This window comes from Jeotgalicoccus huakuii (genome assembly GCF_036665975.1).
Taxonomy (GTDB): Bacteria; Bacillota; Bacilli; order Staphylococcales; family Salinicoccaceae; genus Jeotgalicoccus; species Jeotgalicoccus marinus.
In genome coordinates this window covers 44,558-71,551 of the sequence record NZ_JAVIYN010000006.1, presented here as the reverse complement: position 1 = coordinate 71,551, position 26,994 = coordinate 44,558, and the positions used below count along the sequence as shown (strand labels likewise).

The window sequence follows — 26,994 nt, the reverse complement described above, 5'->3', positions numbered from 1 at the left end:
GAGACAACATGTCAGAAACTGTACAATCTAAACCGGATTATAGACTTATTATTATCTTGTTATCCGGTGCATTTATTTCGTTTTTATCGAACACATTTCTTAACGTCGCCCTACCCGCTATCAAAAATGATTTCGGCGTATCCACTTCTGCAGTCCAATGGGTATCTACCGCTTACATGCTCGTTTCTGGAATCATTATTCCTACAACAGCTTACTTAATGCAAAAATTTAGTGCGAAATCCTTATTCTTAGCTGCTATGGGCTTATTCTTAGTCGGAACGATTGTTTCTGGCTTCGCACCTGTATTTATCGTTTTAATTATTGGTCGTATGATTCAAGCGTCAGGTTCAGCGATGCTGATGCCACTCTTGATGAACATCATGATCGTAAGCTTCCCGCCTAACCAACGTGGGACAGCTATGGGGCTTTTCAGTCTCGTCATGTTCTTTGCCCCAGCTATCGGACCAACCGTATCAGGTATAGTCGTAGAACGTTACAGCTGGCATATGTTGTTCTTTATGATGATTCCAATTTTAGTGATTGTGTTAGGGGTTGGATTCTGGAAGTTACCGAAGATTAAACAGCATAAAGAAGCACATATTGATATACCTTCTATTGTTCTATCTACAATTGGTTTTGGCGGCGTACTTTACGGACTAAGTTCTGCTGGTGAATATGGACTTGCAGATACAAGAGTTCTCATTCCATTGTTCATCGGGCTTGCTGGTGTAACAACCTACGTACTTCGTCAGATGAAACTCGAACACCCAATGTTAGACTTTAGAGTCTATAAATACCCGATGTACACGATTGCATCGATCATTATCGGAGCAGCAAATATGGCACTATTTGCGGGTATGATTCTCATTCCAATTTTCATGCAAGATATACAAGGCTTAAGTCCTCTAGATACAGGATTATTGATGCTTCCTGGTGCCTTAATTATGGGCTTCATGAGCCCTGTTTCAGGTAAGCTGTTTGATATGTATGGTCCAAAAAATATGGCAGTATTTGGCTTAACGATTGCGGTAGTCACAACCTTCTTCTTAAGTCGACTAGAAATTGATACACCATTCACTTATCTATTAACAATTTACATGGTTCGTGCACTCGGGATGACACTCGTAAACACTCCAGTTATGACGAATGGAATGAATTCACTACCGCCTCACTTAACACCACATGGGTCATCATTAAATAGTATGTTGAACCAGGTGAGTGGCTCGATTGGTATAGCACTACTCATTACAGTTATGCAGACCTATACCAACTTACAATTAAGAGGTATGGACAATCCAACTGAAACAATGATTAATCAAGCAACCTTAGATGGTATTAACTTAGCCTTTTTAGTCGGTACAGGCTTCTTATTCATTGGTTTAGTTTCAGCTTTCTTCTTAAAACGTATCGTCCCAGATGATGTTATTGGCCAATCCTTTACTAAGGCAAGACCAATCGATGATGAAGTTAAAAAATTGAATAAGTAATGTAAAAGGATTACTGTGAATTCACAGTAATCCTTTTTTGGTCTTCCTTATTTTGCATTTAATTCTATAATCTTAATAATAGTTTGTGTTGCCCTTTCCATATCGTCTATGGATGCAAATTCGAATTTACCGTGGAAGTTCTCTCCACCTGTGAAGAGGTTCGGTGTTGGCAGTCCCTTATATGATAATTGAGAACCGTCTGTACCGCCTCTAACGGGTTCTATAACCGCTTCAATTCCTAAGTCTGCCATAGCTTGTTTAGCAAGTTCAACTGGTGTCATATCTTTTTCAATGATTTCTTTCATGTTGTAATACTGATCATTTAATTCTAATTGAATATCTGCTTCTGGGTATTTATCGATAAATGCATCGACTACTTTTTGAACAAGTGATTTACGTTCTTTAAAGGCGTCTTGATCAAAATCTCTAATAATCATATTGAATTCAGCGTTTTCAACATCACCTATTAAATTCGTTACATGGTAGAAGCCTTCATAGCCTGATGTATGTTCAGGTGTGTCTTTCGCATCGAATGATGCAACGATTTCTGACATAATGCGTGCGGCATTCACCATTGTATCTTTAGCCGTACCCGGATGGACGCTATTACCCGTAACCTTAACTTTTGCACCTGCTGCATTGAAGCTTTCATACTGCAGTTCACCTAAAGGTCCACCGTCCACAGTATAGGCAAAATCAGCCTTAAATTTATCTACATCGAAGTCATGGGGTCCACGCCCAATTTCTTCATCAGGTGTAAAGCCAATCCTCACATCACCGTGTTTAATTTCAGGGTGCTCAATTAGATACTCAATGGCAGTCATAATTTCCGTTACACCCGCTTTGTTATCTGCACCGAGTAAGGTCGTGCCATCTGTTGTCATCAAGGTATGACCCTTATAGCCATTTAAATTTGGAAACTGTTCTGGTGTTAAGACGACATTTAAATCTTTATTTAAGACAATATTTCCACCGTCATAGTCGACAACTTGTGGTTTTACATTTGTGCCTGTAAAATCCGTCGCAGTATCTACATGTGCTAAAAATCCAAGCGTTCTTAAGCCCTCTGTATTTTTCGGTAAGGTCGCAAACAAATAGCCTTTGTCATCTAAGTCAACATCAGTAAGACCAAGTTCCTTTAGCTCTTTTGCTAAGACTTTTAATAAATCCCACTGTTTACTTGTCGATGGTACTGTCTCGCTGTTGGCATCAGATTGAGTATCAATTTTTACATATCTAGTTAATCTTTCTATTAATCCATCTTTCACTATAAAACCCCCAAAATTTTACAATTTACTTATATCACTATAGCCATAGATAGATTCGTTAATGTCTACTCCATCTATAGTAATGATTTCTTCACCGAGTATTTCTCCACCCATATGTTTATAAAAACCAACAGTAGGATTTTCAGTCAAAACTGCAACTGTCATCTTTTTATATCCACGTTCAGATAAATTTCGAACAGCGGCTTCAAAAAGTTCACGCCCAATACCTTGTCCTTGGACATGTTGATAGGAATATATCGCGTAAAGCTCTCCGTCGTATTCAGGATAGCTATCCTTATCACGGTTCTCTCCAGCGATTACAAAACCGACAACTTCACCGTCTAACTCCGCTACAAACATTGGCTGAGTATCTGCTGCCGACTGCCAAACCTTTTCTCTTTTCTTTACATCTAGACTGTTAAGGTATGAATCCGGCACAATACCTTTATAGGTAGAATACCAACTTTCAACTTGAACTTTCGCAATGGCCAGGGCATCCTCTACTTTGGCTAAACGTATTTCCACGGTGTGTCCTCCTATGAAAAATCTGTTTTTAAGGCTTTATTTCTTTGGCTTCTATCAATCGATAAGCGGACTAATTCATCAAGTAAGTTGCTATATGGAATACCTGAGACTTCTAACAATTTAGGATACATAGAAATACTCGTAAATCCCGGTAAGGTATTCACTTCGTTGACAATAATTTCACCATCGTTAGTTAGGAAGACATCCACTCTTGCCATACCTTCACAGTCGAGCGCTCTAAAAGTCTCTTTAGCGATTTCTTGAATTTGTTTTGTCTCGTCTTCAGTGAGTTCACTCGGAATATTCAGCACTGCACCGTCATCATCTAAGTATTTTGATTCGTAAGAATAAAATTCAGTCTGTGACACGATTTCACCAGGTACTGAGACGAATAAGTCTTCCGCACCAAGAACTGACACTTCAATTTCTCTACCATCAATGCCTTGTTCGATCATCACTTTAGTATCGAACAAGAATGCTAAATCCAAGGCAGTTGTAAATTCTTCTTTACTCGTGACCTTAGAAACACCAACTGAAGAGCCCTGATTCACAGGCTTGATAAACATCGGTAATCCAAGTGTTTCATAAGTAGACTCGAAACTGATTTGGTCCTTATCGAAATAGTTTACCGTTATTCCTTTAGCCGTCTGGATATTTGCAAGATTTAAAAGACGCTTTGTCATATCTTTGTCCATGCATACCGCCGAACTTCTAATACCACAACCTGCATATGGAACACCAGCCAACTCTAATAGCCCTTGGATGCTTCCGTCTTCACCAGCTGTACCGTGTAAAATCGGTAAAACTGAATCAAAGTCGATTAATTCACTCGCTGTTCTCAAGCCAGTTGCAGGTGACACAAACACTTCTTCTGCCTCTTTGTCACTGACCATTTTAATTTCCTGATTATCATTTAACAAGCGCCATTGTCCATCTTTACTTATGTAGATTAAACTGATGTTGTATTTATTTTTATCTAGCGCATCTAACACACTCTTAGCTGAACGCACTGATACTTCGTGTTCTGTCGACTTACCACCGTAAATAATTCCTAAATTAATTTTTGACATGCTAATTCCTCAAATCTCTTAAGACTTTTAAATAAATTTTTTATACTACGATACTTAATTTTACACTAAGAATCTCCATAAGTTAATCATAAGCCAATACCTTGTATATTTACTCTATTACAGAAAATTTTTAGTGGTATAATCAAGTTGCTTTAACTATTTTATAAGGATGGGAACAGGATGAAGAAATTCTTTTCATACTATGCACCTTACAAAGTCTTGTTCACTGTAGATTTTCTCTCCGCCGTTATTGTCGGCCTTCTGGAGCTACTATTTCCACTTATCGTTAGCACCTTTATTGACGAACTCCTACCGACCGGTAATTGGCAATGGATCCTACTCGCTGCAGCTGGACTTGTAGTGGTGTATTTATTTAATACATTTATGCAATTTATTGTTACATATTGGGGTCATATGCTCGGGACAAATATCGAAAGAGATATTCGTAATGACCTATACGCACATATACAACGCCTATCGTTTCGCTTTTTTGACAACACTAAGACAGGAAAATTATTAACCCGCCTCACTAATGACCTCATGAATATTGGTGAGATGGCTCACCATGGGCCTGAGGACTTATTTATTGCCGTAATGACGCTACTCGGTGCTTTTGGTATTATGTATTACATTCACCCAGAGCTTGCTATAATTTCATTTATCATTGTGCCGCTCATACTTGTTATAGCCATTTACTTCAACAAGAAGATGACAGTCGCATTTAGAGAATTATTTGGACGTGTCTCAGATTTCAACCATATGATTGGCGATAAAATCGGTGGTATTCGACTTGTTCAAGCCTTCGCTAAAGAAGATGAAGCGTTAAAAGAATTCAAAAAAATTAATGACCGATTTAGAGAGACTAAACTTAAGGCATATAAAATTATGTCCTTTAATAACTCAAGCACATATATGTTAATGCGTCTCGTTAATGTGTTCATCTTAATTGCTGGTGCTTATTATGTAACAATTGGGGAATTATCTTACGGTGATTTCGCAGCATTTATCTTAATATCCAATGTGCTCTTTAAACCACTTGAAAAAATTAATGCAGTTATCGAGCTTTACCCGAACGGTATCGCAGGTTTTAAGCATTTCTTAGATACTATGAATGAGAAAAGTGATGTTACTGAAAAAGAAGATGCTATAACACTGACAGATGTTAAAGGAAATATTTCATATGAAAATGTCAGTTTTAAATACGAAGAGAAAAATGTCTTAACAGATATTTCCTTTGATATAAAAGCAGGTGAAACCATCGCTTTTGTCGGACCATCTGGTGCGGGTAAGACAACTTTAAGTTCACTCTTACCCCGCTTCTACGATGTGTCTGCAGGAAAGATTACTATCGATGGTCACGATATTAGAGATCTAACCCTGTCTTCTTTAAGGGAAAATATTGGGACAGTGCAACAAGATGTGTTCTTATTCTCGGGTACTCTTAGAGAAAATGTGGCTTACGGTAAGGAAAACGCGACTGACGGTGAAATCTATGATGCCCTAGCAAAGGCACAGTTAAAAGAACTCATTGATTCTTATCCTCAAGGTTTGGATACGGTTGTTGGTGAACGTGGTGTGAAACTGTCTGGCGGACAAAAGCAAAGAATTGCCATTGCGCGCATGTTCTTAAAGAACCCACCTATTCTCATCTTAGATGAGGCCACAAGTGCCTTAGATACTGCAACTGAGTTATATATCCAAGAAGCATTGAACCGTCTAGCTGTCGGCCGAACGACCTTAGTCATTGCCCATAGACTCGCAACAATTAAAAATGCTGACCGGATCATGGTCGTGACCCAAGATGGTATTTCTGAGACTGGTACTCATGAAGAGTTATTAAATTTAGAAGGCGGAATATATAAATCGCTGCACCAGGCACAATTTAGTACAATTTAAATTGACAATAATTTTTTAAATTGTTAGAATAATGAACATATAAATTGAGATGAGTGATTTTATGTTAAATCAAGTAAATATCAGTCAATCAAATACTTACTTTTTCAGCCGTTTTAGATAGGCCTGTATCCACCCCATTACGGATATAGGCATACCTAATCTGTAATGGCTGATTTAATGTCGTGTTAAAAACCAGCCATTAGTAAATCTAATCGGTTGGTCATATATGAAGTTGCAATTTCAACCGGTTGGATTCTAGATGAATTCAGCCGGTTTTTTATTATTATTAAGGAGTGTTTCTCATGAAGATTGGTTATCAAGGTGTGCCCGGAAGTTATAGTACTTTAGCTTGTAAGAAATTTGCCGATGATGCGGAGTATGAGGCAGTCGGATATATGACTTTTAAAGTACTCGTTGAAGCTTTGTTAAACGACGAGGTCGACTACATCGCCTTGCCTGTTGAAAATTCAACAAGTGGTCCCATTACCCGCACCATTGATTTAATGAAATATTTAGATGTAAAAGCTGTCGAGGAAATTTATATTAAAATTGACCATGCCTTAATATCTAAAAATCCGATTACTCTCGATGAAGTGACAGAGGTATATTCTCATCCAGAGGCTTTAGAACAATGTTATACCTACTTAAGTCAATATCCAAAAATAGAGGTTAAGGAATTTAGTGACACAGCAGGTGCTGTACATATGGTAAAAGAATCAGAGAAGGAGACTATTGCCAGCATCGCAGGTCGGCATGCGGCAGAACTCTATAATATGAATGTCATCCGTGAAAATATCAGTGATAATCCATTAAATACAACCCGGTTTTTAATCTTTACTAAAGCCCTACCTAAAAAAGTATTACATGGTAAAACATCGCTCTATGTAGAATCTGACCACAGTACAGGTTCTCTGAGTCATATTCTAGAAATTTTCACAGCACACGATATCAATCTGGTCTACTTGATGAGTCGACCTATTCAAAACAAACCTTTCTCCTATGGGTTTTTTATAGATATAGAAAATGGTTTGAATCGAGAAAATTTCGATAGAGCATTAGAAGCTTTAAAACTTAAAACATCATATGTAAATATATTGGGATCCTATAATAAAGGTGAGATTCCAGAATATAAAGGAGTGATTCAAAATGAAGAAGATACTAACGAGTAGTAAGCACCTATTTACAAGAATCGCCATTGGCTTCGTTATCGGGATCTTACTCGGCTTATTTTTACCACAGTTTTCATTAGATATTAAATTTATTGGTGATATTTACTTAAATATTATTAAAGTCATGATCATCCCGATTATTTTTGTTGCTGTTTCAACAGGGATTATTAATATAGGAAGTGGCAAAGACTTAGGAAGAATTGGCTTTAAAAGCATCATAGTCTTTGTCTGTATGTTTGTCTTCACAGCCGGTATCGGTCTTGTGATTTCATACCTTGTTCGACCAGGTCAAAGAATCGATATCGAAGCGACGGGTTATGACGGTGAGGTGACTTCACCTAGTGCTGAGGATTTCTTCATGAATATCATTCCTGATAATTTATTTATGGCACTAAGTGAAGGTGACATTCTAGCAACAATTCTATTTACAGTTATTTTTTCAGTTGCCATTGTCGCTGTTGGTAAAGAAGCAGAACCTGTTAAAAACTTCATCAATAGTTTATCGAAAGTAATATTTAAAGTCTTAAACTATATTATGGAACTGACACCCATTGGAGTTATTTCTCTGATGGCCTATGCTGTTGCAGAATACGGTCCTGGAATATTCTCAGCTCTAGGATTATATATAGTGACTGCTTATATTGCATGTATCATTGCATTCATTATTGTTATGTTGATTCCAGTTTGGTTATATACAGGACTCACTCCAATTGCCTTTCTTAAAGGTATTTACAAAGTATGGTTAGTTTCTTTAGCAACAACAAGTTCAGCAGTGACCCTGCCAACGACAATTCGAGTGACCTCAAATGATTTTAAGGTGAGTGATTCGATTACAAACTTTGTTGTACCACTCGGTACGACGATTAATATGGCGGGCGGTGCCATATCCTTTAGTTTACTCGCTGTATTCGTTTCTGACTTTTACGATATCTCTTTAGGCGTCGGTCAAATTATTTACCTAATTTTCATCGCGACTTTAATTAATATGGCTGCTCCAGGTATTCCAGGTGGTGGTATCGTACTAGGCGCATCCTTCCTATCTCTACTTGGTCTGCCTATAGAATTGATGGGGCCAATCGCTGCAATCTATAGAATATTAGATATGGCTTATACCACTATGAATATTACAGGAGACTCTGCCGCAGCTGTTCTTATTGGGGAGTCTGAAAAACGTAGAGTTATGAAAAAAGCGTGAACTCGAATCTAAAACGACTTCGCGATAAATGATGAAAAACAAAAATCGACGTAAAACCTTAACTTCAAGGTCTTTACGTCGATTTTTTTAAAGATTTACTTAGGTTTTACGATGATATCTCTTTCATCGATATCATGAACTTCGCTTTTTAGGTAGTACTTACCTTTAGTCACATAGGCAATAACAATTGTTAGTATCGCTGCGAGTGCAGCTGCGAAAAATGCTGCTGTACTTTGTAAGAATTCACCCATATAGCCAAGTGCTGCGATTGTTCCTAATAAACTAGAAATCAAAAGTGCACCTACACCAACAGGGTTCCATTTAAACAAGTATTCCTGACGTTCTTCATAGTAATTCGGCCCGATCTTCATCAGCCATTTAACAGCAACAAAGTCCGTTACAAGAATTGCAGCCCATGCCATTAAGAATACACCTTGGAATGTTAGAGCTGTATCTAAGTGGTCTACTATACCCGCAAGCATAAGGAACATAGCAGTCAGACCTGCTACAACTACCCAAAATCTTCTACCTGGAGTAAATTTAACAACGTTTTCAAAGAAGTTAGATAGTGAAAGTGAACTACTATAAATGTTCGTCACATTAATACGCACCTGAGTCAGCATTGTAAATAAAGCACCACCGATACCGAGTAAGTGAACGATATAAACACCTGGGTTTGGTTCACTTAAACGCACACCAAACCAAATACCGAGTCCACCCATTACGCCGTAACAGAATATTTGTGGGATAAAACCAATTGCAATTGAGCCACCTTTAATGTGCCCCGTTTTTAAGAATCTTGCATAGTCTGAGGCAATTAATGCGGTTAAACCAATAATACCATGCTGCATACCAATACATAATAAGAGTGCTGTTCCGCCAATTTGAACGCCTTCAGGCATATATGTCCAGAATGCACCGTCATATTGTGATGGTGTAATGAATGACACAACAATGGCTGTAATTAAAAATATAAAGAATATAGGTAAAGACCACTTTTGGAGTTTATCCAGTTGTTTGATACCAAACCAGTTTAGAGGTATAACGAGTAATCCAAAAAATACGATGAGAATCCAAACAGGGATTACAGGAAAGAATTCATGTACTGCGTAAACAAGAATCATGCCTTCTAAGGCACAGTACATAATAAAGTTAGAAGCGTAAATTAAAGATGTCAGTGAAGCACCTATGTATCCAAATCCTCCACCACGTGACATTAAGTTGACGTTCATACCAGAACGTGCGGATAAGTATGCGATAACTGAACCCATAACACCTGCAACAATAATTGCATATAGGGCAGAAATCATCGCGTTGATTGCGCCGAACTGTAGTGCCATAACACTACCTATTTGAAAATAGAAGATTGCTGTTGCGATACCAAATGTAATATTGGTAATACTCAGCCAGCCCATTTTTCTTTCATTGAAAGGTACCTTTGATAAGGAGTGATCGCTTTCTTCTGTTTGTACATTCTGATCTGTTGTATTCACAGACCCCATACTTACCATCTCCATTCATCTGAAATTTTAGTTTATCACTTTTCAGCAACTTATATAACATACCTTAAAAACGCCAATAAATCAACTTCAGATGTGAAATAAGTAACTTATTTGTGAAATTTCATTCAAATTCACTATGAAATAATCTATAAATTTTATAGAAATAATATTTCATTTCTTTGTGAAAAGTTAATAAATAGAGTCGTTTTTGACATTAAAAAAACGTAAGACCCTTATATAAAAGGCTCTCACGTCTTATCACTTTCTTAATAATTCGTGTCTGTTGAATAGTCGTTTGAGGAATTCCAAATTAAGTATTCCTCCACTCCATTATCGTTTAAAGCTTGAATCTGCGCTTCGACTTCTGCTGCTCCATATTCAAGATAATTTCCAGGTCCTAAATAAGATGCTGTAAAGTCTTGAATCCAAGGTCTTGTTCTTGGTGGGTCATCTAAGGCACCTAAGACCTCATTTTCAACCTTCATATAGTCATCAATGACGCCATATGGTTCTGTATCAGGTGTATCATAGCCAAATGCACCTGCACCCCAGTGAGAAGGGTAAATCATTGAAGAAATCACATCAACATTATTAGATATTTGCGAGAAGTTCTGACCGATACCAGGTGCTTCCCTCTGTGTTGCAGCATAACCAAACACATCTACTGATACTTCAACTCCATAGGGTTCTAAGCGTTCTTTTGCATAGGCAACAAAGTCTGTTACAGCGCTAACACGTTGCTGGACTTCATCCTCTTCTGAATCCGCATAATCACCAAAACTATACTGCAGTTCTGATGACATCGTTTCAAATGCTTCTGGGAATCTCACATAGTCAAATTGTATCTCTTTAAAGCCTAGCTTAGCAGCTTCAATGGCAATATCAACATTATAATCCCATACTTCTTTTAAGAATGGATTTACAAAGCTTTCTCCACTTCCATTTTGCCAAACTGAGCCATCGGAATTTACAAATGATAAGTCCGGTCTATCTTGAGCGAGGCGTGAATCCTTAAATACAACAATTCGACCAATAGGATATATATCATTCTCTTCCATTTGTTGCATCAAGTTTTCGCCATCTACATAGTTCTGCATATAGCGTTTGCTTTCTTCATCCTCAGTGTCTAATTCCATCATGATGTCTCCAATATCCTCTTTTACATCAAGTACCATAGAATTGAGTTCTGTATTGTTAATAAGATCAATAAGTGATTGCATACGATCTCCACCTGCAGAATATGCAGTAACATAGACGCCTTTAACCCCGTCTTCTGGGTATGGAATATCAACGCCCGATTCAAAACCGAAAGCAGAAGTACTTCCCTCTTTTAGTGAGTATAAAGGCCCCTCATTTATATTCACAGTTGGTGATTCACTGTCCGTTTGCTCAGTTTCTTCATTTTCAGAAGCTGCTTCTTCCTCTTGATCATTGCTTTCTTCTGTATTTTCCTCATTCGTTGCAACATCTTCTTCAGAAGCATTTTCAGCATTAATCGCTATTCCTAAAAGTATAAATAAGACGACGAGTATACTACCAACTAAAATTAAGAAATTCCGAGTACTCATTGATCCACCCCACCTTCAACTTGAATTGTTTTCGGATCAACTAAAGTATAGCCTTTATCTCTTAGACCCGTAACGATGTCAGGCAGTGCTTCTTTAGTCCACTGTCTGTCATGCATAAGTAAATTGGCACCATCGTTAAGCACTTCTGTGTTTGTCATAATCTCCGCTAATGCAGAAGGTTCTTGATATTCAGGTTCCCAGTCATATCCATAGGTCCAGTTCATTGCCGTCATCCCTTCATCCTTAGCAACCTTTATTGAAGTGTCATTGTTTACTCCAAATGGTGCTCTGAAGAATTTTGGACGCTCACCAATTACCGCTTCAACTAAGTCATTTGTGTCCACAATCTCTAACTCAGTATTCTCTGGAGACATTTCACCTAAATTCGGGTGGTTATAAGTATGATTCCCAATGGCAAATCCTAAATCATAAATCTCTTTTAGAGCTGCCTTACCTTCTTCAGATTCTAAATACATTCCGTTTACAAAGAATATAGCCGGTGCATCTAGTTCTTTTAATGTATGTGCCATTTCTACAGCATGTTGATCTGGTGCGTCATCAATCGTAATCAATGCTACACTGGCATCTGTCGCCTCCTCAATTGGGGTAATCTCTGATGTATCTGGGTTTACTTGGTAAAGTGGTTCTACTTCTTCCTCTGAATCTTCAGCCTGTTCTGTGCTATTGTTACTTTCATTATTGCCATTCACAGCGGAAATTTGTGTATTAACAGACTCATATTGTGATTTTACATCCTCATACGTACTGTTAATGGATGACATCCCTTCAGTCATCGTCGTATAGTCTGCATCATCTTGAATAAGCGCATCATAATACGATCTTTCTTCATCTAATAAACTGTTGTAAGCTTCTTGAAACCCTTGAACCTCATTTGTTAGGGCTGAAACTGCATCTTTTGTTTGATTCAGCTCTGCTTCATCAATCGCTGAATCTTCTTCAACATTTATGCTTTCCAGGTCCTCATTTATACCTGTTAATTCATCAGCAATTTCAGTAAGATTATCGACCGCTTCTTGCCTCTGATTTAAATTTTCAAATAGATTAGATTCTTCATTTTTAAAAGCCTCTAAGGATTCGTCGGTTAAAGCCTCAGCTGTTAATTCAGTTGTGTCACTTTCATATTGACTCAGCTGGTTCAAAATCTCAACAAGTTGAACAGAAACATCCTCATTGAAAGACTGTTTACTTGCTTCATATTTATCTTCTGGGCTTGAACAAGCTGTTAGTATCAATATTAGTGATAGTAAAACGCTAAATATGTATTTTTGCATTAAATCACCTCATATAAAATAAAAAAAGTAATCCCTTATAATAAGAGATTACCCTATTCTATGCATTTCAATACATATTTCTTTATCATTCTGAGTCAGAATTTATACTGACACTACAATAGACACCGCCGACAAAAAAGATCAGTACAAAAAGATACACAATGAAGTTATATTCAATTGGTATGACCGTGCCAACGCTAAACATCAGCAAGGTTGCGATTAAAAAAAATACAATTGCTAATTTTTTCATCTACTGATCGTCCTCTGTTATCCACACTGTTTTTTCAGTGAATGGTTGACGTTTTGCAACAGGCTCTTTTTTCATATCAGCTTCACCTATAAATATTGCACCTAATATCTCTTCATGGTCGCCGAGGTTGAAATATGATTTTACTGGCTCACACTCATAAGCTGGTCCACTCTTCCAAATGGCCCCATGACCCATTCCATGTGCTTCTAACAAAATATTTTGTATCGCTGCAGCGACGGCAGAATGATCTTCTGAATAAATACCTTTCCCCGATTCATCATGGCTAAGAGCCACGAGGATGATTGTTGGTGCAATCAAGGGTTTGTTCATCATCTTATTAATGCGTTTTTGTCCACTTTCACTGCTCGGATCATCGACACGCGTCTTCGCCCATTCACCCATGACTCTTGATAATGGTAGGCGGCCATCACCTTGGAGTACAAAAAACTTCCATGGCTCAGTATGATGATGATTAGGCGCCATTATTGCTGCTTGAAGTAGCTGTTCAACATCATTTTTAGATATTGGTTCTATATCCTTAAATATTTTTATGCTTCGCCTGGATTGAATTGCTTCACTTACGTCCATTATTAAAACTCCTTTTTCAGTTATAACCGCGCGTCTATCCATGAAATGATCGTATCAAATATTTCATTTTTCTTAATGAATTCATTAAATATCTCATGTTCTAGTTCAGGGTAAATCATCAGCTCTTTATCAGAACTTGAGATCTCATCATGTAGTTGCTCTGAGTCTTTAACAGAAACAATCCCGTCATTTTCACCGTGTAAGATTAAAATAGGGTCCTTGAAATCGCGAGCCTCTAGCTTAAGATATTCAACACCTTTTTGGATTGTACGAATTAAACCAACAGAAATTCGCTTCTTGTTCAACGCATCCTCTACATAGTGTTTACGGACAATTTCTGTTGAACAAATACCGTCACCAAGTTCATTCTTTACATAATCATTGGTATCTAGACCAACAGGTATGTCTTCAAAAATATCGTTGTTAAAGCGTGTTAAAGCACCAGAAGTGATGTAGCCATCAATCTTATTTGGATACTTCGTTCCGTACAATGCTGCAGTGTAACCACCCATGCTGTGCCCGATAATAAACAACTTTTGATTATCAAATTGTTTTCTCGCGTAAAGAATAATGGCACCTAGATCATCAGTAATCTCATCAACTTCAGAGTAAAACGTTTCCTCCCCTGAAGAATGACCATGACCCCTTTGATCGTAACGAATAACGTTAAAACCATTTCGAATTAGAGTCCCTGCAAAATCGTCATAACGTCCTAAGTGTTCAGCTAAGCCGTGAACAATAACGATTGTTGCTTTAGCATTTTCCGGTTGCTCCTGAGTTTGAACTTTTGTGTATAGGAGCGTACCATCCTTAGATTCAATGTATTTTACAAATGACATATAATCACTCCAATCTCTTACATGAAATTATAACCTTATTTCGCTTAAATTGCATAAAGAAACACGTTTAGCTATCATAGAAATAAATACAATTTGAAAGGTACTATATGTCTACTCTAACAAAATACATACTGTCGTTTATAAGTGGTCTATCGCTTTACCTCATCATGTTTGTCGCTTTGATCTATTTCAATTTCATCTACTATACAACAGGATTTTTCGCATTTATTATATTAGTGTTTATTGTATCTGTAGTATTTAGATCTCTCGCATACAAGTTCGCAACAAAAAACGAACGTCCAGATCTTTTCTATATGATATTCATTGGTAGCTTTGTTATCCCTACCCTCATACATGTGTTGATATTTTTATAATTCACAAAAAAAGACAATATCGAGGGTTAATCCTCAATATTGTCTTTTTTATCATTATTTATAATGATATCTACAAGACGCAACTAATATCGCATAGTCATTAACAGTATACACTAATCGATGTTCCTGATTAATACGTCGACTGTAATAACCAGAATAATTACCAACTAATTTTTCAGGCTTCCCTATTCCTTCTAAAACACCATCTCTAGAAATGCTTTTTAATAATTGGTTAATTCTTTTAACCAGCCGTCGATCTTTGACTTGAAAATATTCATAATCCTCAAAAGCTTGAGGTGAAAATGTAATATTGAGTTTTGTCATTAAATCGAAATATCCTTATTTCTAACATTCCCACGCTCTAGGTTTTCAATAGATTCCGATAAACGTTTTGCATTAGCAGGACTTTGTTGTAAATAAAGAGTTTCCATGATTTCGTTATAACTTTCCTCTGACATCATGACCGCATTACGGTCTTTAGTTGTAATGATAATCGCATCACTATCATCGTTCACTTTGTTTATCATGTCTTTAAAATTTTCACGTACGTAAGAATAAGATTTAACTGTCATATCATTCACTCCTCACAATTAAATTGTACAATAAGTTGTACAATACTACAATTATTCTATTTCTTAAAAAAATCGCCAGTAACATATATAAAAACCCCTTAAGCCAGTTTAATCCAACTTAAAGGGAGTATACTTTTACGCTGATACTTTTAATCGATTCGCTATTAATTCTAAGATAATCGCTACGACTAAGATAATTAATGTAATGGCACCAACTTCTTGCATATCATAGTAGAATGAGCTTGACATGAAGAGCTCGTATCCAATTCCACCAGCACCTGCTGCAGCACCCATGGCAACTGCAACACCGAAGTTAATTTCAAATCGTAGGAAGGTCCATGAAATCAAGTAACTTTTCGTCTGTGGAACAATCACCTGAAATAGGATGTGTCCATAGCTAGCGCCAGATGCTCTAAGCGCTTCGATTTTACCTTCATCCACTTCTTCAAATGCTTCACTATACGCTTTTACTAAATAAGCAACTGAGTGGAAGATCATTCCGATTACCGCTGCAACTGCTCCAAGTCCTGCTGCAATCGCAAAGATAAGCACCCATAATACTGTCGGTACAGCACGAACAACTGTAATGAAAGCTTTTATAGTATTACTCAACCAAGGCTTTGACAGGTTAACCGCCGTTCCAAAGGCTAAGAACAGTGAAATGATTGCACCGAGTATCGTTGCTAAAAAGCCAAGTGATAAGGTAACAGCAACTTGCCATAGTGCATTTGACCAAGTTGTATTGTTTAAACTTGGACTTAGGAACATTTGACCTAAGTTATCTATGGTCATTGGTATTGCTTGTGTTAAGTCAAGCCCTGTATAGTCCATTAAAAAGAATCCGACTACTGTGAATATAGCAGACCCGATTATGAGCCATTTTAAAATAGTCTGTCCACGGTTTGGCTTGGAGACTTTTATAGAGCCATTAGAATTATATTCTACTGTTGACTGCATCATAAAATCTCCCTTCTAATGATATTTGATATTGCTTCAATGATTAATACTGCAAGGACGATCGCCAGTGTTATCAATGTCACCATCTCGTAGTTTAACTGTTTATAGTAAAGGTCAAATAAGTAACCGATACCTGTACCCGTTAAGAGGCCAACAAGTGTCGCACTGCGAATGTTTGTTTCAATCATAAAGAGAATCCAACTGAACATCTGTGGCATACTTCCTGGTAGCACTGCCTTGAAAATTGTATGCCAATAAGTCGCGCCAGTCGCATTTAAAGCTTCAACTGAATCGCGGCTTCCTTCATCAATTGTTTCAATAAATGCTCTCACTAAGAAACCAAATGATCCAAAGAATAGAGCGAGAAAACCTGTCATTGAGTTGGTACCAAAACTGATAACTAAAATTAAGGCCCAGGCAACAACGGGGATGTTACGGGAAATCGATGCAATAATTTTTGCTAAGTACATCAGTGGTTTGTTTAAGTAAGTTAAGCTTGAGCCCATCAAGGCAAATACTATCGCAAATACTGATGCTGTCGTTGTCGCAACAATTGAAATCAACACTGTCTCCCAAAGTAATCGGATTACACTACCTAAGTTCGCTAAAGTCGATTGTGAAAACATCAAGTTACTCGCCATCCAAGAGATTGCAGCCGGAATCGATAAAATTCCGTCAACATGATTGTATTCAGTAATGTAGCTTGCGAGCATTATTAAACCGACAATAATCACAACAATCAGTAGAAGCATTAGATTTTTCTTCTGAATGATATTGATATCCTTAGCGTTAATCGTTTGTGTTTGTCTCATCAATTATCACCTACTCCATAATTAAGTCATCGAAATCTGTTCCATAAATCTTCTGAATGACTTCCTTATTTATTTCGTTTGGATGACCGTTAAAGACCACTTCACCACTATTTAAGCCAATAATTCTGTCAGAGTAATTCTTAGCTACATCCACTTGGTGAAGGTTAACGATTACTGTGATACCTTTTTCATTACAGATTTTTCTTAAGTGTTCCATAATGATTCTAGAAGAGCTCGGATCTAGTGAAGCAATCGGCTCATCACAAAGAATAATTTTCGGCTTTTGTACAAGCGCACGAGCAATTCCCACTCTTTGCTTTTGTCCACCTGATAATTCGTCACAGCGCTTATATATATGATCTTGAATACCAAGCTCCGTAATAATATCTAGCGCTTCTTCTTTTTCCGACTCTGTATACATTGAAAAAATACCTTGAATGGAGTTTTTATAACCCAATGTACCGTGTAAAACATTTTCAAAAACTGACAGGCGATCCACTAGATTATAGTGTTGGAATATCATACCGATGTTCGTTCTCATCTTACGCAGTTCTTTACCTTTGATTTTAGTAATATTTTTATTATCAAAATCAATCTTTCCTGAAGTCGGTTCAATCATGCGGTTGATAGATCGAAGAAGTGTAGACTTACCAGCTCCTGATGGCCCTATAATCGATAACAATTCACCTTTTTTGATATCAAAGTTTACATCCTTTAGAACTGTTTTACCTTTAGAATATTCCTTATTTAAGTTTTCGATAGACATGATGACAGGCATTTGTTTGACTTCTTCTTTAGTCGCTACCTCTACTGTCTCTCCTGTTACTTCTGGATCCTCGTCAAATGAAATTAGCACATCGTCAGTTGTCTTCTTATTGAAATCTGTTTTTGTCTTTTGTTCTTCTTTTAATTTATTATCCACCGCCATGGATGACGTCCTCCTATGTAAAAAGAGGGGGGATCCCCTCTTTCAATAAATATTATCTTCTTAAATTAACTACTCTGCACTTAATTCTCTGATTGGGTCGAACCACTCATCTTCAACAACTACGAAACGCTCATCAGCAGTTTTTTCGAATAGTCCGCCTTCTTCTGAATCTTCTGGAACGAAGATGTTTTCATTGTTCGCTACTTCGTCAGATGCGAATACTTCACGTAATTCTTCAACTGTTTCAGAACCTAATGTACTTTCATTAGCAATAAATGGTGCATTAAGTACCGGTGTAGCTGAGATGATTCCGAACTGCTCTCCAGCTAAGTTAGAGAATGGATCTGCAGCACCCTCAGATACTTCATAGATTGCACCAGGTGTATTTTCTTCACCTTCAGCAAGTTCTACATAGTTTTCAACACAAGTGTCACAAAACGCTGCGATTTCAGCTCTGTCGTTAATTAAGTTAACTGCTGAACCTTGGTGAGTATTACCAAACATTACTTGGTCAAAGAAACGACCGCTTTCTGCAAGATCTTCCTCAGTTAAGTCTGCATACTCATCAGTTTCTGAGAAATGATTTAGAATTGTAGAAGTAGGTACTCTAAATCCTGATGTAGATGAAGTTGATACGAATGAGAAGTTTTTACCTGGGAACTCATCGATTGAGTATTCTCCTTCACCAGTTTCGAACTGTTCCATGTTGTCGACCTTAGTTGCAAACCAGCTGTAGTATAAAGCATCTTCTTCAGTCCCAGATGGACCAGATGGTACAACTAATGGAGTAATATTGTCGTTACGTTCTTTCGCTTGTATGTATCCTTCTGCACCAGTAAATGCAAGGTCAGCATTGTCGTTTACAATACTTTCAATTGCAATTGCATAGTCAGTTGTAAGTTCATGTTCAACAGTTCTTCCTGTTGCTTCCTCAATAATGCTTCCGATCTCGTCACGAGCATCAGCAAGTTCGTTACCTGATTCGTTTGGATACCAAACTAAGTTGATTGGCTCATCACTATTTTCACTAGCATCTGCTGTATCCTCTTCTGTTGATTCTTCTTCGTTGCCACTACCACATGCTGCTAAAATTAATACAAAAGTTAAACCGAGAAATAGATTGAGAAACTTCTTCATTTTCAAACTCCTTTAGTGAATTTAATTACATAATTTATTAAATGATATTTCGCTAGGTAAGTAAATGTGATTTACAGCTATTTAACAGATGTTTATATTATCTAAATAATGCCTCTGTTTTACTTAATAATTCATAGTCTAAGCCAATGTCTACAGTGGCTCCAAAGTCACCATGATAGTCAGATCCACCTGTAATAAAAAAGTCGTATTTTTCAACCAGTGCATCTACTTTTTCGTAATCCATTTGATCATGATCTGGATGATATTTTTCAACACCATCGATTAATTCTGCGTTCTCATCAATCAGATCATAACTATTTAATTGTCCTGGGTGCGCAATGACTGCATAACCATTGTCCGCCCTAATCGCTTTTAAAGCCTCTATAGCATCGACATATTCAATGTCTCCACTAGCTGGTCCCTTGTTCTTAAACAAGGTACGGTACTTCGTTGTGTAGCGTGCATTCGTATAATGTTCATCACAAATCGCATGCATAATATGCTGTTTATAAATGACACCAACAGGACCGACTGTTGCCGTAACCTTGTCCATATCCACATCAATACCATAATGTTCAATCTGTTCAATCTGCCAAAGTGAATGTTGATGACGTCTGTTAAGTAAAGGAACTGTTAATTTTTTAATATTTGGTGCATCTAAATCGTAGTTATAGCCTAAAATATGAACTTTTCTATCTCTTTTAAAGTCATAGGCAGAGATTTCTATGCCAGGAATTAAGTCGATACCTAAGCTTTTCGCATATGGTAACGCTTCATAATATGTCATATTTGTGTCATGGTCGACGAAGCTTAACATTGACACGCCCTCTGCTTTAGCAAGATCTAACACTTTATTTACATTGTCTTTACCATCGGAAAAGTTACTATGCACATGCAGATCTAATTTAGACACTATACAGCACTCTCCTCTATTGTTTTCGTATTCATGTCATACACCTTTGTACATAAGCCGTCCATGAATTCAAGATCATGGAAGATACCAATTAAGGTCGTTCCACCATCGATTAACTTAGAAATAGTCTCTCTCACCTTTAACTTTGATTTTTCATCCAGTGATGCTGTCGGCTCATCGAGTAATAATAGCCTAGGTTTTTTCACGATGGCACAAGCAATGTTCAATCGTAGCTTTTCTCCACCAGAGAACGTATTTGGATAGTTGTGCCATAAGGCTTCAGGAATATCAAAGTGTCTAAGTGCTTCTTTTGCCTCTGTTTCTGCAGTTTCCTTATCGACACCCATCTCTAGCATTGAGTTAATAACAAGTTCTAGTGTGGTTGTTCTTGGCATGACTTTTAAAAACTGAGACACATAGCCAATTTCATTCGTACGTAGGCTGATTAAATCACGGTCAGAGATAGCGTGAAGATCGACTTTGCCAAACGCTTTTGAATCATAGCTAACTTCTCCTGTTGATGGTTTGTAAGTTCCATAGATACTCTTTAGGATTGTTGATTTACCGCTACCACTTTCACCAACAATACCTAGAAATTCACCTTTCTTAACGTCAAACGACACTCCATTTATGGCCGTTCTAGTCTGATTTAAGTGATGAATCGTGAATGATTTACTAAAGTCTTTAATACTGATCATTTCTTCCCTCCTAATCAATTCTGTAATGGTATTGGCTCACAATTTTTCCGTTGACGATGCACTCAGTAATCGTTGGATAGTCGTCTTGTAACCTAATAATATTAATATCTGCTTTTTTCCCAGTTTCTAGTGAACCAATTTCATCATCCATCTTCACTGCTTTTGCTGGATTTATAGTAATTAATTTAAAAGCATCTACAAGTGAATAATCCGCTTCATTATGAAGCTTAAATACTGAATGCAACATGGCTGCAGGATAATAATCACTACAGAGAATTGAAATGCAGTTTTCTAAGATAGCATCTTTAGCATTTAAGTTTCCTGAATGCGATCCACCTAGCATGATGTTCGGTGCACCAGCAAGTGTGTATAGTCCCTTGTTATTTGCATACTTAGCTACTTCCATCTTGATGGGGAATTCACTGATTGTCGTATCTAGACACTCATTAAAATCAATCTTTTCAATCGTGTCGTCATCATGAGACGCAACCGCAACATTCTTGGACTTTGCTAGTGCTGCAAGCTCCTTCATATCCTCTATAGAAAGACGGTCCATCTGACGTTTTTCATCGATTTGTCGGTCGATTTCCTCATCGGATATATCTTGATAACCCTTCATTGTGTGGCGATAAGTCTCGATGTCTCTGTATTGACCTTGACCCGGTGTATGATCCATAAAGCTCAACAAATGCACACGCTCATTTTCAAGGTGGTCCATGATTGTATCTTTCATTTCGACCGCATCAAGTTCAAAACGAGCGTGCATACGGTGTCTGATTAGACGCTCTTCCTTATGTGTTCTATGAATGGCATGAATGAGCTTATTTACATTCTCTGGCTGACGCACTGGCTTATGACCAAAGAGATCTTCCTTATAAATTGATAGTGAATGAAACATCGTCGTAATCCCATGAGAACTTAAAATACGTTCTGACTCTTTGATACCAATGTTGAAGTCCATGACTGTCGTCGGTCTCGGCGCAATAATTCCTTCAATATAATCTGAATGAATATCGATAAAGCCCGGGCTCACATAACCACCTTCGGCATCGATGATTGCTTCATCTGAAGTCAGCTCTAACTCTGACATTGGGATGATGTTTTGGATTTTATCCTGTTCAATAATGACTGCATGATTTTCTAAAATTTCATTTTCTGTAATGACTCTACCGTTTGTAATGATCAAGTGTTTCACCTCTTATAAAATTGAATATACGAGCTGTTGTGTATATTCGTGTTGTGGATCTTCTAGAATTTGATCGGTAATACCGTGTTCAATCACTTGTCCATCAAGCATGACCATTGTGCGGTCGCATAACATACGAATGATTGCTAAGTCATGTGAAACGACAATCATGCTCACACCCATATCTCTTTGGATTTCTTTGATTAACTCAAGCACATCTGCCTGGACCGATAAGTCTAAACCCGTTGTGACTTCATCGAGTAAAAGTATCGGTGGGTAGTTAGATAATGCCTTAGCAATTTGAACACGTTGCTGCATCCCACCTGAGAAATTTTTAGGCGCCTCGTATTTACGACGGAGTGGAATATTTACTTTGTTTAAAAAGTGGTCCGCACGGTCTGTCATCTGACCGACATTACGATTGCCACTGGCAATTAATTTTTCCGCAATATTCGTCACAGAGGAGAAATCCATTTTTAGACCGAGCATTGGGTTTTGATAGACCATACCAAGCTGTTCATTTCTTATCTGCCTTTTCCTTTGACTGCTCACTTCAAAGACATTTTCCTCAGCATTTGGATCTTCAGGTAATACATATGTTCCTGTTGTAGCATCTTGGTCAAAGTACAACATTTTCATCAAGGTACTTTTACCACTACCACTTTCTCCAACAACACCGAGGATTTCACCTTCGTACAAGTCAAAAGAAACATTTTTAACTGCATGTACAGTGTTGCAGTGTGGGCACATATTCTTTTGTAGTTCAGCGCTGTCATCTTTACAATAGTCACAGCCGTTGCCAAACTGTTTTGATAAATCTTTTATGGATAAAACGACATCATCAGTTTTATGCATTGACGCTGTCCTCCTCATTCAATTTCTCAAGCATATATGACGTATCATTCGTCACATAGTACGTTTCTCCAGTTTTTTCATCGACTAATTCATCCATGAATACACCTGTTATGCCTGACTCACGGCAAACTTTGTCTGAGAAGTCTTCGACTTCAAACGGATAATCTTCAAAGGCTAATGATTCAACATCTGTATACGGTGGAACTGCGTGAATTTTCTTCTCACGACCTGCTCCAAGTAGAATCAAACCATCGTTTTGATGCATCTTCGGATTATCAAAGCGTGGAATCGGACTTGGTGCCATAACATATCTACCGTTGACCTTAACTGGGTAATCTGCATCATCTGTTATGTGGCCGTGTCTCATAATCTGTTCAAATAATTTAATATAAGCTCCGCTATATTCCTTATCACCGTGTAGTAATTTTGTCTTTCTTTCACTTGGTTCAACCGGTCTTAAAGGTTCCGGCATCGGTACTTGTAGCACTAAAATTTGGAAAGGTTTTAAAGGTACTTCTGGAATACGGTGGCGTGACTGAATCAAAGTTGCTTCAGCCGTATGAATCGTATCTTTAACACCTGTTGTATTCTGCACAAGATTTCTAATATTGACTGCATTAACAGACTCATCTGAACCTTGGTCAATAACTTTGAGAACATCTTCCTGTCCAATAAGTGATAATGTGAGCTGAAGGCCGCCCGTTCCCCAACCTCTGGCAATCGGTAATTCACGTGAGGCAAATGGCACTTGGTAGCCTGGAATGGCAATTGCTTTTAAAGTCTTTCTTCTAATTTCTTTTTTTGAATGCTCATCTAAGAATGCGAAATTTTGACTCATTTTTGGTCCTCCCTACCTTGACGCATGCGGTCTAGTTTCGATTGGAACGTCACATAGTGTGGTAGCTTCAAGTGAGAAATGAAACCGGTAGATTCAACAGAATCGATATGGAACATAATGAATTCATCATCTGACGTTGGTACACCGTCTATTGGGTGCTCTAAGCTATAATCAAGTACACTCATAGCAATTGCCTTCGTTTCATTTTGTCCAAATACTAGGCCGTATCCAATTTTAATTAGCATGTCTTCGTCAGCAGTTGTTTGATCGTCAGCAACGTCTGGCATAAAGCCATCAATCTCTGTCATTTCAAAGTCTCCGATAAAGTACTCACCATACTCATCGTCAATATCGACAAACACTGGTTGCTGACCAACGCGACATTCTCCGATATTTGGGTGAGATGTAAATCCATAGCCACGTATTTCAGCGTAACCTAGAGAAGTTACAGCACCTGTTTGACCACGTGTGAGCGCCTGTAGTCTTTGACTTCTTGTACTTGGAAACTCTATAGATTTTTTAGTAATGTCATCTGGCTCATCATTATTTTCTTCATCTCTTACAAACAAGCCTTCTTTTTCTAAGTAATCGATGACCTTAGGTAATTTATTTAATTTATAGTTGTATTCCATTTCTTTATAGCTGATGTCTTCAGCGGGTCCCTCTGATAATTCTTTTAATGAATCATCTAAAAGTCTGTGGGTAAAGTCTGGTGATGCACCGAGAATCTGACCACCTGGAATGTCTTTAAAGCTTGCCGAAATTCTACGTTCAACAAACATATCTCTCGTATCTGTAATCGTTGAATAGTATAACCTTGGTAGTGTTGAACGATGCGCTCTCATTAGGAAGACAGCTTCCTCCATATTGCCTTCAGCTTGTTTGATGGCAAGTGCAGCTGTATCTCTATCATAGAAACTTGCTTCACTCATGACTTGGTTGATGAGCTGGCGCATGTTTGTTTTAATCTTTTCAACTTCTATATCAATACCTTCTTCTAGGCGTCTGTTCTTATATAAAAGTACAGAATTGTTAATCGCATGTGCGCCACCTTTTACAGCAACATAACCCATTTATGCCACCTCCACTTTCGTCGTTCTAGGAATCATCATGGCCTGATTTTCCTTATCGGTAAGGATGATATCCAATCCTAAAGGAAACTCTTTACATACTTCGTTTCTTAATGATATCCATTCATGCTCTAAAGTGATGTTAACTTTTGTCTCGTCTTTAATACCTGGACCACTAAAGGTATATGATTGTCCTGAAGTAACGCTGTCTACTTCAATGATTAAAGTGACTGATTTCTCAGGTGAAATTAATACGCCATGAGCAGTTTCTGTAAAATATTCTTCCTTTAAATCTGTTGCTTTCAAGACAATAAAATCAGTCTCTTTTAATGAATCAATTGATGTTGCACCTGTTAGTACCTTGATTTCCTTATCCATTCCACCATCTGGTGTTATAAAGGAAATTTCATTATCAAAAAGCGTCATCGTAGTCAGTAAAGTGGCATTGGAAAAATCTGAGTAATTCTTTACTTCTTCCTCAATAAGTTCAATGTGTCCTGGTCGACTTGTAATATTCACAAGTTGACGGTATACAGCTTGGGTCGTATGTACTATAGTCTTCACTGATATCCTCCTAATCGTTCATCATGTCGAAGCTGACTTTAGTTTGTAAAATACGTTCCGTACGTTCTTTTACATTCTCGTCTTCGATCGCGCTTAGTCTTTCAATCATCATGTTAAATTCTTCTGTAAATTCACTGCATTTATTTACTAAATCAATGAAACTTAGGGCAAGAGAAAATGTTTCATCTTCACCTTTGATTAAACCAATTCCGACAGTTTGACCCCTTCTTATCTTTGTTTCAGTAATCAATACTTCACCTATGTAGAACAAGGAATTTTGAGCGTGCTCTCTCATCTTCACCATTGTGAGTCCTTGCTCGGGACCACTGATCACTTCAAAGTCTAAGTCGTTTTTATGAGTTTCAAAAAATTCAATTGCTTCATCTCTTCCGTATCTTGCTATAAGTGCTGACCATTCTTTTCTGTCCATGTCACACCCTCCTATGTCATTAACAATAACTTGTTGCCAAGTTACAAAAGTTTAGACTTAGTAAAGTAATGTAAAGCTTATGTTTAGGATTGTAGATATAAGATAAAAAAGCCGATATAAACTCATCAACAGAGTTTATATCGGCTTTAGACTTAACCTTCATCAGATAACTTATGTTTAAATAGATCACTTCTATATAATATTTTCACTTTTTCTAAGCATTGGTTTGTTGAAGTATCATAGGTTGAAGTTTCAAATACAATAAGTGGTACAAGTTCACTGCATTTTAACATTTCCATCACTTCAAGTGTCGCAAACTGAGCAGATACTGTGCGGTCGCGACTTGTCAGATTTGTATGCCCCTTACTTTCGAAAAAGGTATACACAGATTGCAACTGGTTTTTCTCTTCATATATATTAGGAAATATATCCGTTCTAATGTAAGAAATATGGATGGCACATGGCACATTATCAACAATTCTTAAACGTGAAACCTTAAACGCTTTTTTCCCTTCAAAGGTCATCTCATCCGTATAATCTGCATGTATAACTTTACTTTCATATGGAATGTTTTGAGCTTCCATCTTCTTTGAAAAACTACTTGCCCCGGTCACTGTAAAATCAATAACAGGTAAGGGACGATTCACAAACCTTCCTACGCCTTGTCGGCTATGGACACTCCCCATTTTCTCTAGTTGAACAAGTGCATTCCTCGCATCAATTCTCTTAGATTTAAACTGATCAGCAAGCTGATTTTCACTTGGTAGCTTATCTCCGGGTGCAAGCTGTCCATTTAAAATCATTTCTTGGACTGAAGTACGTATTAAAGTTTCTTTAGAAATATCCACGCTTTAAGACCGCTCCTTTTTTCATCTAGATTAATTATACATTGTTCAAATCCATCAATCTAACAATAACAATTCACGAATGTTTACACTTTTTATTTTAAAATAAACATAAATATAGGAACTATTTTAAAATTAACTATTGTAAAGTTCGTGATTTCTGTTA

Annotated in this window: 27 protein-coding genes; 4 read left to right on the top strand and 23 right to left on the bottom strand. The window is 37.4% G+C overall.

The window, feature by feature from the left end:
* The first annotated feature begins 8 nt into the window (after nt 1–8).
* Entirely contained in the window at nt 9–1,487 is a 1,479-nt protein-coding gene (locus tag V6E76_RS04630; protein WP_247349718.1) for an MDR family MFS transporter, read from the top strand.
* Between the two features lie 47 nt (nt 1,488–1,534).
* Here V6E76_RS04630 and pepT read toward each other — a convergent pair whose 3' ends face one another.
* From pepT to V6E76_RS04615, 3 genes are read right to left on the bottom strand one after another with little or no spacing between them, the layout of a single operon-like run.
* Complete coding sequence (gene pepT / locus V6E76_RS04625) at nt 1,535–2,755, bottom strand: peptidase T (RefSeq protein WP_247349708.1); 1,221 nt, start codon at nt 2,753–2,755, stop codon at nt 1,535–1,537.
* Between the two features lie 18 nt (nt 2,756–2,773).
* A complete protein-coding gene (locus V6E76_RS04620) occupies nt 2,774–3,280 on the bottom strand; it encodes a GNAT family N-acetyltransferase (RefSeq protein ID WP_247349696.1) in 507 nt (168 codons plus the stop codon).
* 11 nt (nt 3,281–3,291) lie between these two features.
* Complete coding sequence (locus V6E76_RS04615) at nt 3,292–4,350, bottom strand: D-alanine--D-alanine ligase family protein (RefSeq protein WP_247349694.1); 1,059 nt, start codon at nt 4,348–4,350, stop codon at nt 3,292–3,294.
* Nucleotides 4,351–4,530: 180 nt separating this feature from the next.
* Here V6E76_RS04615 and V6E76_RS04610 point away from each other — a divergent pair, with 180 nt between their 5' ends.
* The 3 genes from V6E76_RS04610 (at nt 4,531) to V6E76_RS04600 (ending at nt 8,610) form a co-directional block, all read left to right on the top strand.
* Nucleotides 4,531–6,246, top strand: coding sequence for an ABC transporter ATP-binding protein (locus V6E76_RS04610; protein WP_247349692.1), 1,716 nt, complete (start codon nt 4,531–4,533; stop codon nt 6,244–6,246).
* A gap of 302 nt (nt 6,247–6,548) precedes the next feature.
* Nucleotides 6,549–7,415 (top strand): prephenate dehydratase domain-containing protein, encoded by an 867-nt coding sequence (locus V6E76_RS04605; RefSeq protein WP_247349690.1) that lies wholly within the window; start codon nt 6,549–6,551, stop codon nt 7,413–7,415.
* Nucleotides 7,393–8,610, top strand: a complete 1,218-nt coding sequence (locus V6E76_RS04600; protein WP_247349688.1) for a dicarboxylate/amino acid:cation symporter — start codon at nt 7,393–7,395, stop codon at nt 8,608–8,610. Before V6E76_RS04605 ends, V6E76_RS04600 begins: the two co-directional genes overlap by 23 nt.
* A gap of 95 nt (nt 8,611–8,705) precedes the next feature.
* Here V6E76_RS04600 and V6E76_RS04595 read toward each other — a convergent pair whose 3' ends face one another.
* From V6E76_RS04595 to V6E76_RS04500, 20 genes are all read right to left on the bottom strand, one after another.
* The gene (locus V6E76_RS04595; protein ID WP_247349685.1) at nt 8,706–10,112 is read right to left on the bottom strand and encodes a cytosine permease; all 1,407 of its coding nucleotides are present in this window, start codon (nt 10,110–10,112) and stop codon (nt 8,706–8,708) included.
* 266 nt (nt 10,113–10,378) lie between these two features.
* Nucleotides 10,379–11,680, bottom strand: a complete 1,302-nt coding sequence (locus V6E76_RS04590; RefSeq protein ID WP_247349667.1) for a putative glycoside hydrolase — start codon at nt 11,678–11,680, stop codon at nt 10,379–10,381.
* The gene (locus V6E76_RS04585) at nt 11,677–12,972 is read right to left on the bottom strand and encodes a polysaccharide deacetylase family protein (RefSeq protein ID WP_247349665.1); all 1,296 of its coding nucleotides are present in this window, start codon (nt 12,970–12,972) and stop codon (nt 11,677–11,679) included. Before V6E76_RS04585 ends, V6E76_RS04590 begins: the two co-directional genes overlap by 4 nt.
* 250 nt (nt 12,973–13,222) lie before the next feature.
* The gene (locus V6E76_RS04580) at nt 13,223–13,810 is read right to left on the bottom strand and encodes a nitroreductase family protein (RefSeq protein ID WP_247349651.1); all 588 of its coding nucleotides are present in this window, start codon (nt 13,808–13,810) and stop codon (nt 13,223–13,225) included.
* 20 nt (nt 13,811–13,830) lie between these two features.
* Complete coding sequence (locus V6E76_RS04575; RefSeq protein WP_247349648.1) at nt 13,831–14,649, bottom strand: alpha/beta hydrolase; 819 nt, start codon at nt 14,647–14,649, stop codon at nt 13,831–13,833.
* Nucleotides 14,650–15,077: 428 nt separating this feature from the next.
* The gene (locus V6E76_RS04570; protein WP_247349644.1) at nt 15,078–15,347 is read right to left on the bottom strand and encodes a Txe/YoeB family addiction module toxin; all 270 of its coding nucleotides are present in this window, start codon (nt 15,345–15,347) and stop codon (nt 15,078–15,080) included.
* Nucleotides 15,347–15,595, bottom strand: a complete 249-nt coding sequence (locus tag V6E76_RS04565) for a type II toxin-antitoxin system Phd/YefM family antitoxin (RefSeq protein ID WP_247349632.1) — start codon at nt 15,593–15,595, stop codon at nt 15,347–15,349. Before V6E76_RS04565 ends, V6E76_RS04570 begins: the two co-directional genes overlap by 1 nt.
* Nucleotides 15,596–15,730: 135 nt before the next feature.
* Nucleotides 15,731–16,555: a PhnE/PtxC family ABC transporter permease gene (locus tag V6E76_RS04560; protein ID WP_499797714.1), complete on the bottom strand. Its 825-nt coding sequence runs from the start codon at nt 16,553–16,555 to the stop codon at nt 15,731–15,733.
* Complete coding sequence (locus tag V6E76_RS04555) at nt 16,552–17,364, bottom strand: ABC transporter permease subunit (protein WP_247349628.1); 813 nt, start codon at nt 17,362–17,364, stop codon at nt 16,552–16,554. Before V6E76_RS04555 ends, V6E76_RS04560 begins: the two co-directional genes overlap by 4 nt.
* 10 nt (nt 17,365–17,374) lie before the next feature.
* The gene (phnC, locus tag V6E76_RS04550; protein ID WP_026866759.1) at nt 17,375–18,142 is read right to left on the bottom strand and encodes a phosphonate ABC transporter ATP-binding protein; all 768 of its coding nucleotides are present in this window, start codon (nt 18,140–18,142) and stop codon (nt 17,375–17,377) included.
* A gap of 219 nt (nt 18,143–18,361) precedes the next feature.
* A complete protein-coding gene (locus V6E76_RS04545) occupies nt 18,362–19,429 on the bottom strand; it encodes a PhnD/SsuA/transferrin family substrate-binding protein (RefSeq protein WP_247349618.1) in 1,068 nt (355 codons plus the stop codon).
* 97 nt (nt 19,430–19,526) lie between these two features.
* A complete protein-coding gene (locus V6E76_RS04540; protein ID WP_247349616.1) occupies nt 19,527–20,342 on the bottom strand; it encodes a PHP domain-containing protein in 816 nt (271 codons plus the stop codon).
* Nucleotides 20,342–21,040 carry an ATP-binding cassette domain-containing protein gene (locus V6E76_RS04535; RefSeq protein WP_247349613.1) on the bottom strand — a complete coding sequence of 233 codons (699 nt, stop codon included), beginning with the start codon at nt 21,038–21,040 and terminating at the stop codon, nt 20,342–20,344. The genes V6E76_RS04540 and V6E76_RS04535 overlap by 1 nt, the downstream gene beginning before the upstream one ends.
* Before the next feature lie 10 nt (nt 21,041–21,050).
* Entirely contained in the window at nt 21,051–22,226 is a 1,176-nt protein-coding gene (gene phnM, locus V6E76_RS04530; protein WP_247349610.1) for a phosphonate metabolism protein PhnM, read from the bottom strand.
* 12 nt (nt 22,227–22,238) lie between these two features.
* Complete coding sequence (locus tag V6E76_RS04525; RefSeq protein ID WP_247349609.1) at nt 22,239–23,081, bottom strand: ATP-binding cassette domain-containing protein; 843 nt, start codon at nt 23,079–23,081, stop codon at nt 22,239–22,241.
* Nucleotides 23,074–23,919, bottom strand: coding sequence for an alpha-D-ribose 1-methylphosphonate 5-phosphate C-P-lyase PhnJ (locus V6E76_RS04520; protein ID WP_247349601.1), 846 nt, complete (start codon nt 23,917–23,919; stop codon nt 23,074–23,076). The genes V6E76_RS04525 and V6E76_RS04520 overlap by 8 nt, the downstream gene beginning before the upstream one ends.
* Nucleotides 23,916–24,992, bottom strand: coding sequence for a carbon-phosphorus lyase complex subunit PhnI (locus V6E76_RS04515; RefSeq protein ID WP_247349599.1), 1,077 nt, complete (start codon nt 24,990–24,992; stop codon nt 23,916–23,918). Before V6E76_RS04515 ends, V6E76_RS04520 begins: the two co-directional genes overlap by 4 nt.
* On the bottom strand, nt 24,993–25,553 hold the full coding sequence (phnH, locus tag V6E76_RS04510) for a phosphonate C-P lyase system protein PhnH (protein WP_247349596.1): 561 nt from the start codon (nt 25,551–25,553) through the stop codon (nt 24,993–24,995).
* Nucleotides 25,554–25,563: 10 nt separating this feature from the next.
* Entirely contained in the window at nt 25,564–25,983 is a 420-nt protein-coding gene (locus tag V6E76_RS04505) for a phosphonate C-P lyase system protein PhnG (RefSeq protein WP_247349587.1), read from the bottom strand.
* A gap of 152 nt (nt 25,984–26,135) precedes the next feature.
* Nucleotides 26,136–26,831, bottom strand: coding sequence for a GntR family transcriptional regulator (locus tag V6E76_RS04500; protein WP_026866750.1), 696 nt, complete (start codon nt 26,829–26,831; stop codon nt 26,136–26,138).
* Nucleotides 26,832–26,994: the final 163 nt, after the last annotated feature.

Bases quoted from the DNA above. Each gene is read 5' to 3' on its own strand.
- V6E76_RS04630 (WP_247349718.1), top strand. From the start codon at position 9: ATGTCAGAAACTGTACAATCTAAACCGGATTATAGACTTATTATTATC.
- V6E76_RS04615 (WP_247349694.1), bottom strand. From the start codon at position 4,350: ATGTCAAAAATTAATTTAGGAATTATTTACGGTGGTAAGTCGACAGAA.
- V6E76_RS04610 (WP_247349692.1), top strand. From the start codon at position 4,531: ATGAAGAAATTCTTTTCATACTATGCACCTTACAAAGTCTTGTTCACT.
- V6E76_RS04605 (WP_247349690.1), top strand. From the start codon at position 6,549: ATGAAGATTGGTTATCAAGGTGTGCCCGGAAGTTATAGTACTTTAGCT.
- V6E76_RS04600 (WP_247349688.1), top strand. From the start codon at position 7,393: ATGAAGAAGATACTAACGAGTAGTAAGCACCTATTTACAAGAATCGCC.
- V6E76_RS04595 (WP_247349685.1), bottom strand. From the start codon at position 10,112: ATGGGGTCTGTGAATACAACAGATCAGAATGTACAAACAGAAGAAAGC.
- V6E76_RS04590 (WP_247349667.1), bottom strand. From the start codon at position 11,680: ATGAGTACTCGGAATTTCTTAATTTTAGTTGGTAGTATACTCGTCGTC.
- V6E76_RS04585 (WP_247349665.1), bottom strand. From the start codon at position 12,972: ATGCAAAAATACATATTTAGCGTTTTACTATCACTAATATTGATACTA.
- V6E76_RS04580 (WP_247349651.1), bottom strand. From the start codon at position 13,810: ATGGACGTAAGTGAAGCAATTCAATCCAGGCGAAGCATAAAAATATTT.
- V6E76_RS04575 (WP_247349648.1), bottom strand. From the start codon at position 14,649: ATGTCATTTGTAAAATACATTGAATCTAAGGATGGTACGCTCCTATAC.
- V6E76_RS04570 (WP_247349644.1), bottom strand. From the start codon at position 15,347: ATGACAAAACTCAATATTACATTTTCACCTCAAGCTTTTGAGGATTAT.
- V6E76_RS04565 (WP_247349632.1), bottom strand. From the start codon at position 15,595: ATGACAGTTAAATCTTATTCTTACGTACGTGAAAATTTTAAAGACATG.
- V6E76_RS04560 (WP_499797714.1), bottom strand. From the start codon at position 16,555: ATGATGCAGTCAACAGTAGAATATAATTCTAATGGCTCTATAAAAGTC.
- V6E76_RS04555 (WP_247349628.1), bottom strand. From the start codon at position 17,364: ATGAGACAAACACAAACGATTAACGCTAAGGATATCAATATCATTCAG.
- phnC (WP_026866759.1), bottom strand. From the start codon at position 18,142: ATGCCTGTCATCATGTCTATCGAAAACTTAAATAAGGAATATTCTAAA.
- V6E76_RS04545 (WP_247349618.1), bottom strand. From the start codon at position 19,429: ATGAAGAAGTTTCTCAATCTATTTCTCGGTTTAACTTTTGTATTAATT.
- V6E76_RS04535 (WP_247349613.1), bottom strand. From the start codon at position 21,040: ATGATCAGTATTAAAGACTTTAGTAAATCATTCACGATTCATCACTTA.
- V6E76_RS04525 (WP_247349609.1), bottom strand. From the start codon at position 23,081: ATGCATAAAACTGATGATGTCGTTTTATCCATAAAAGATTTATCAAAA.
- V6E76_RS04520 (WP_247349601.1), bottom strand. From the start codon at position 23,919: ATGAGTCAAAATTTCGCATTCTTAGATGAGCATTCAAAAAAAGAAATT.
- V6E76_RS04515 (WP_247349599.1), bottom strand. From the start codon at position 24,992: ATGGGTTATGTTGCTGTAAAAGGTGGCGCACATGCGATTAACAATTCT.
- V6E76_RS04505 (WP_247349587.1), bottom strand. From the start codon at position 25,983: ATGGACAGAAAAGAATGGTCAGCACTTATAGCAAGATACGGAAGAGAT.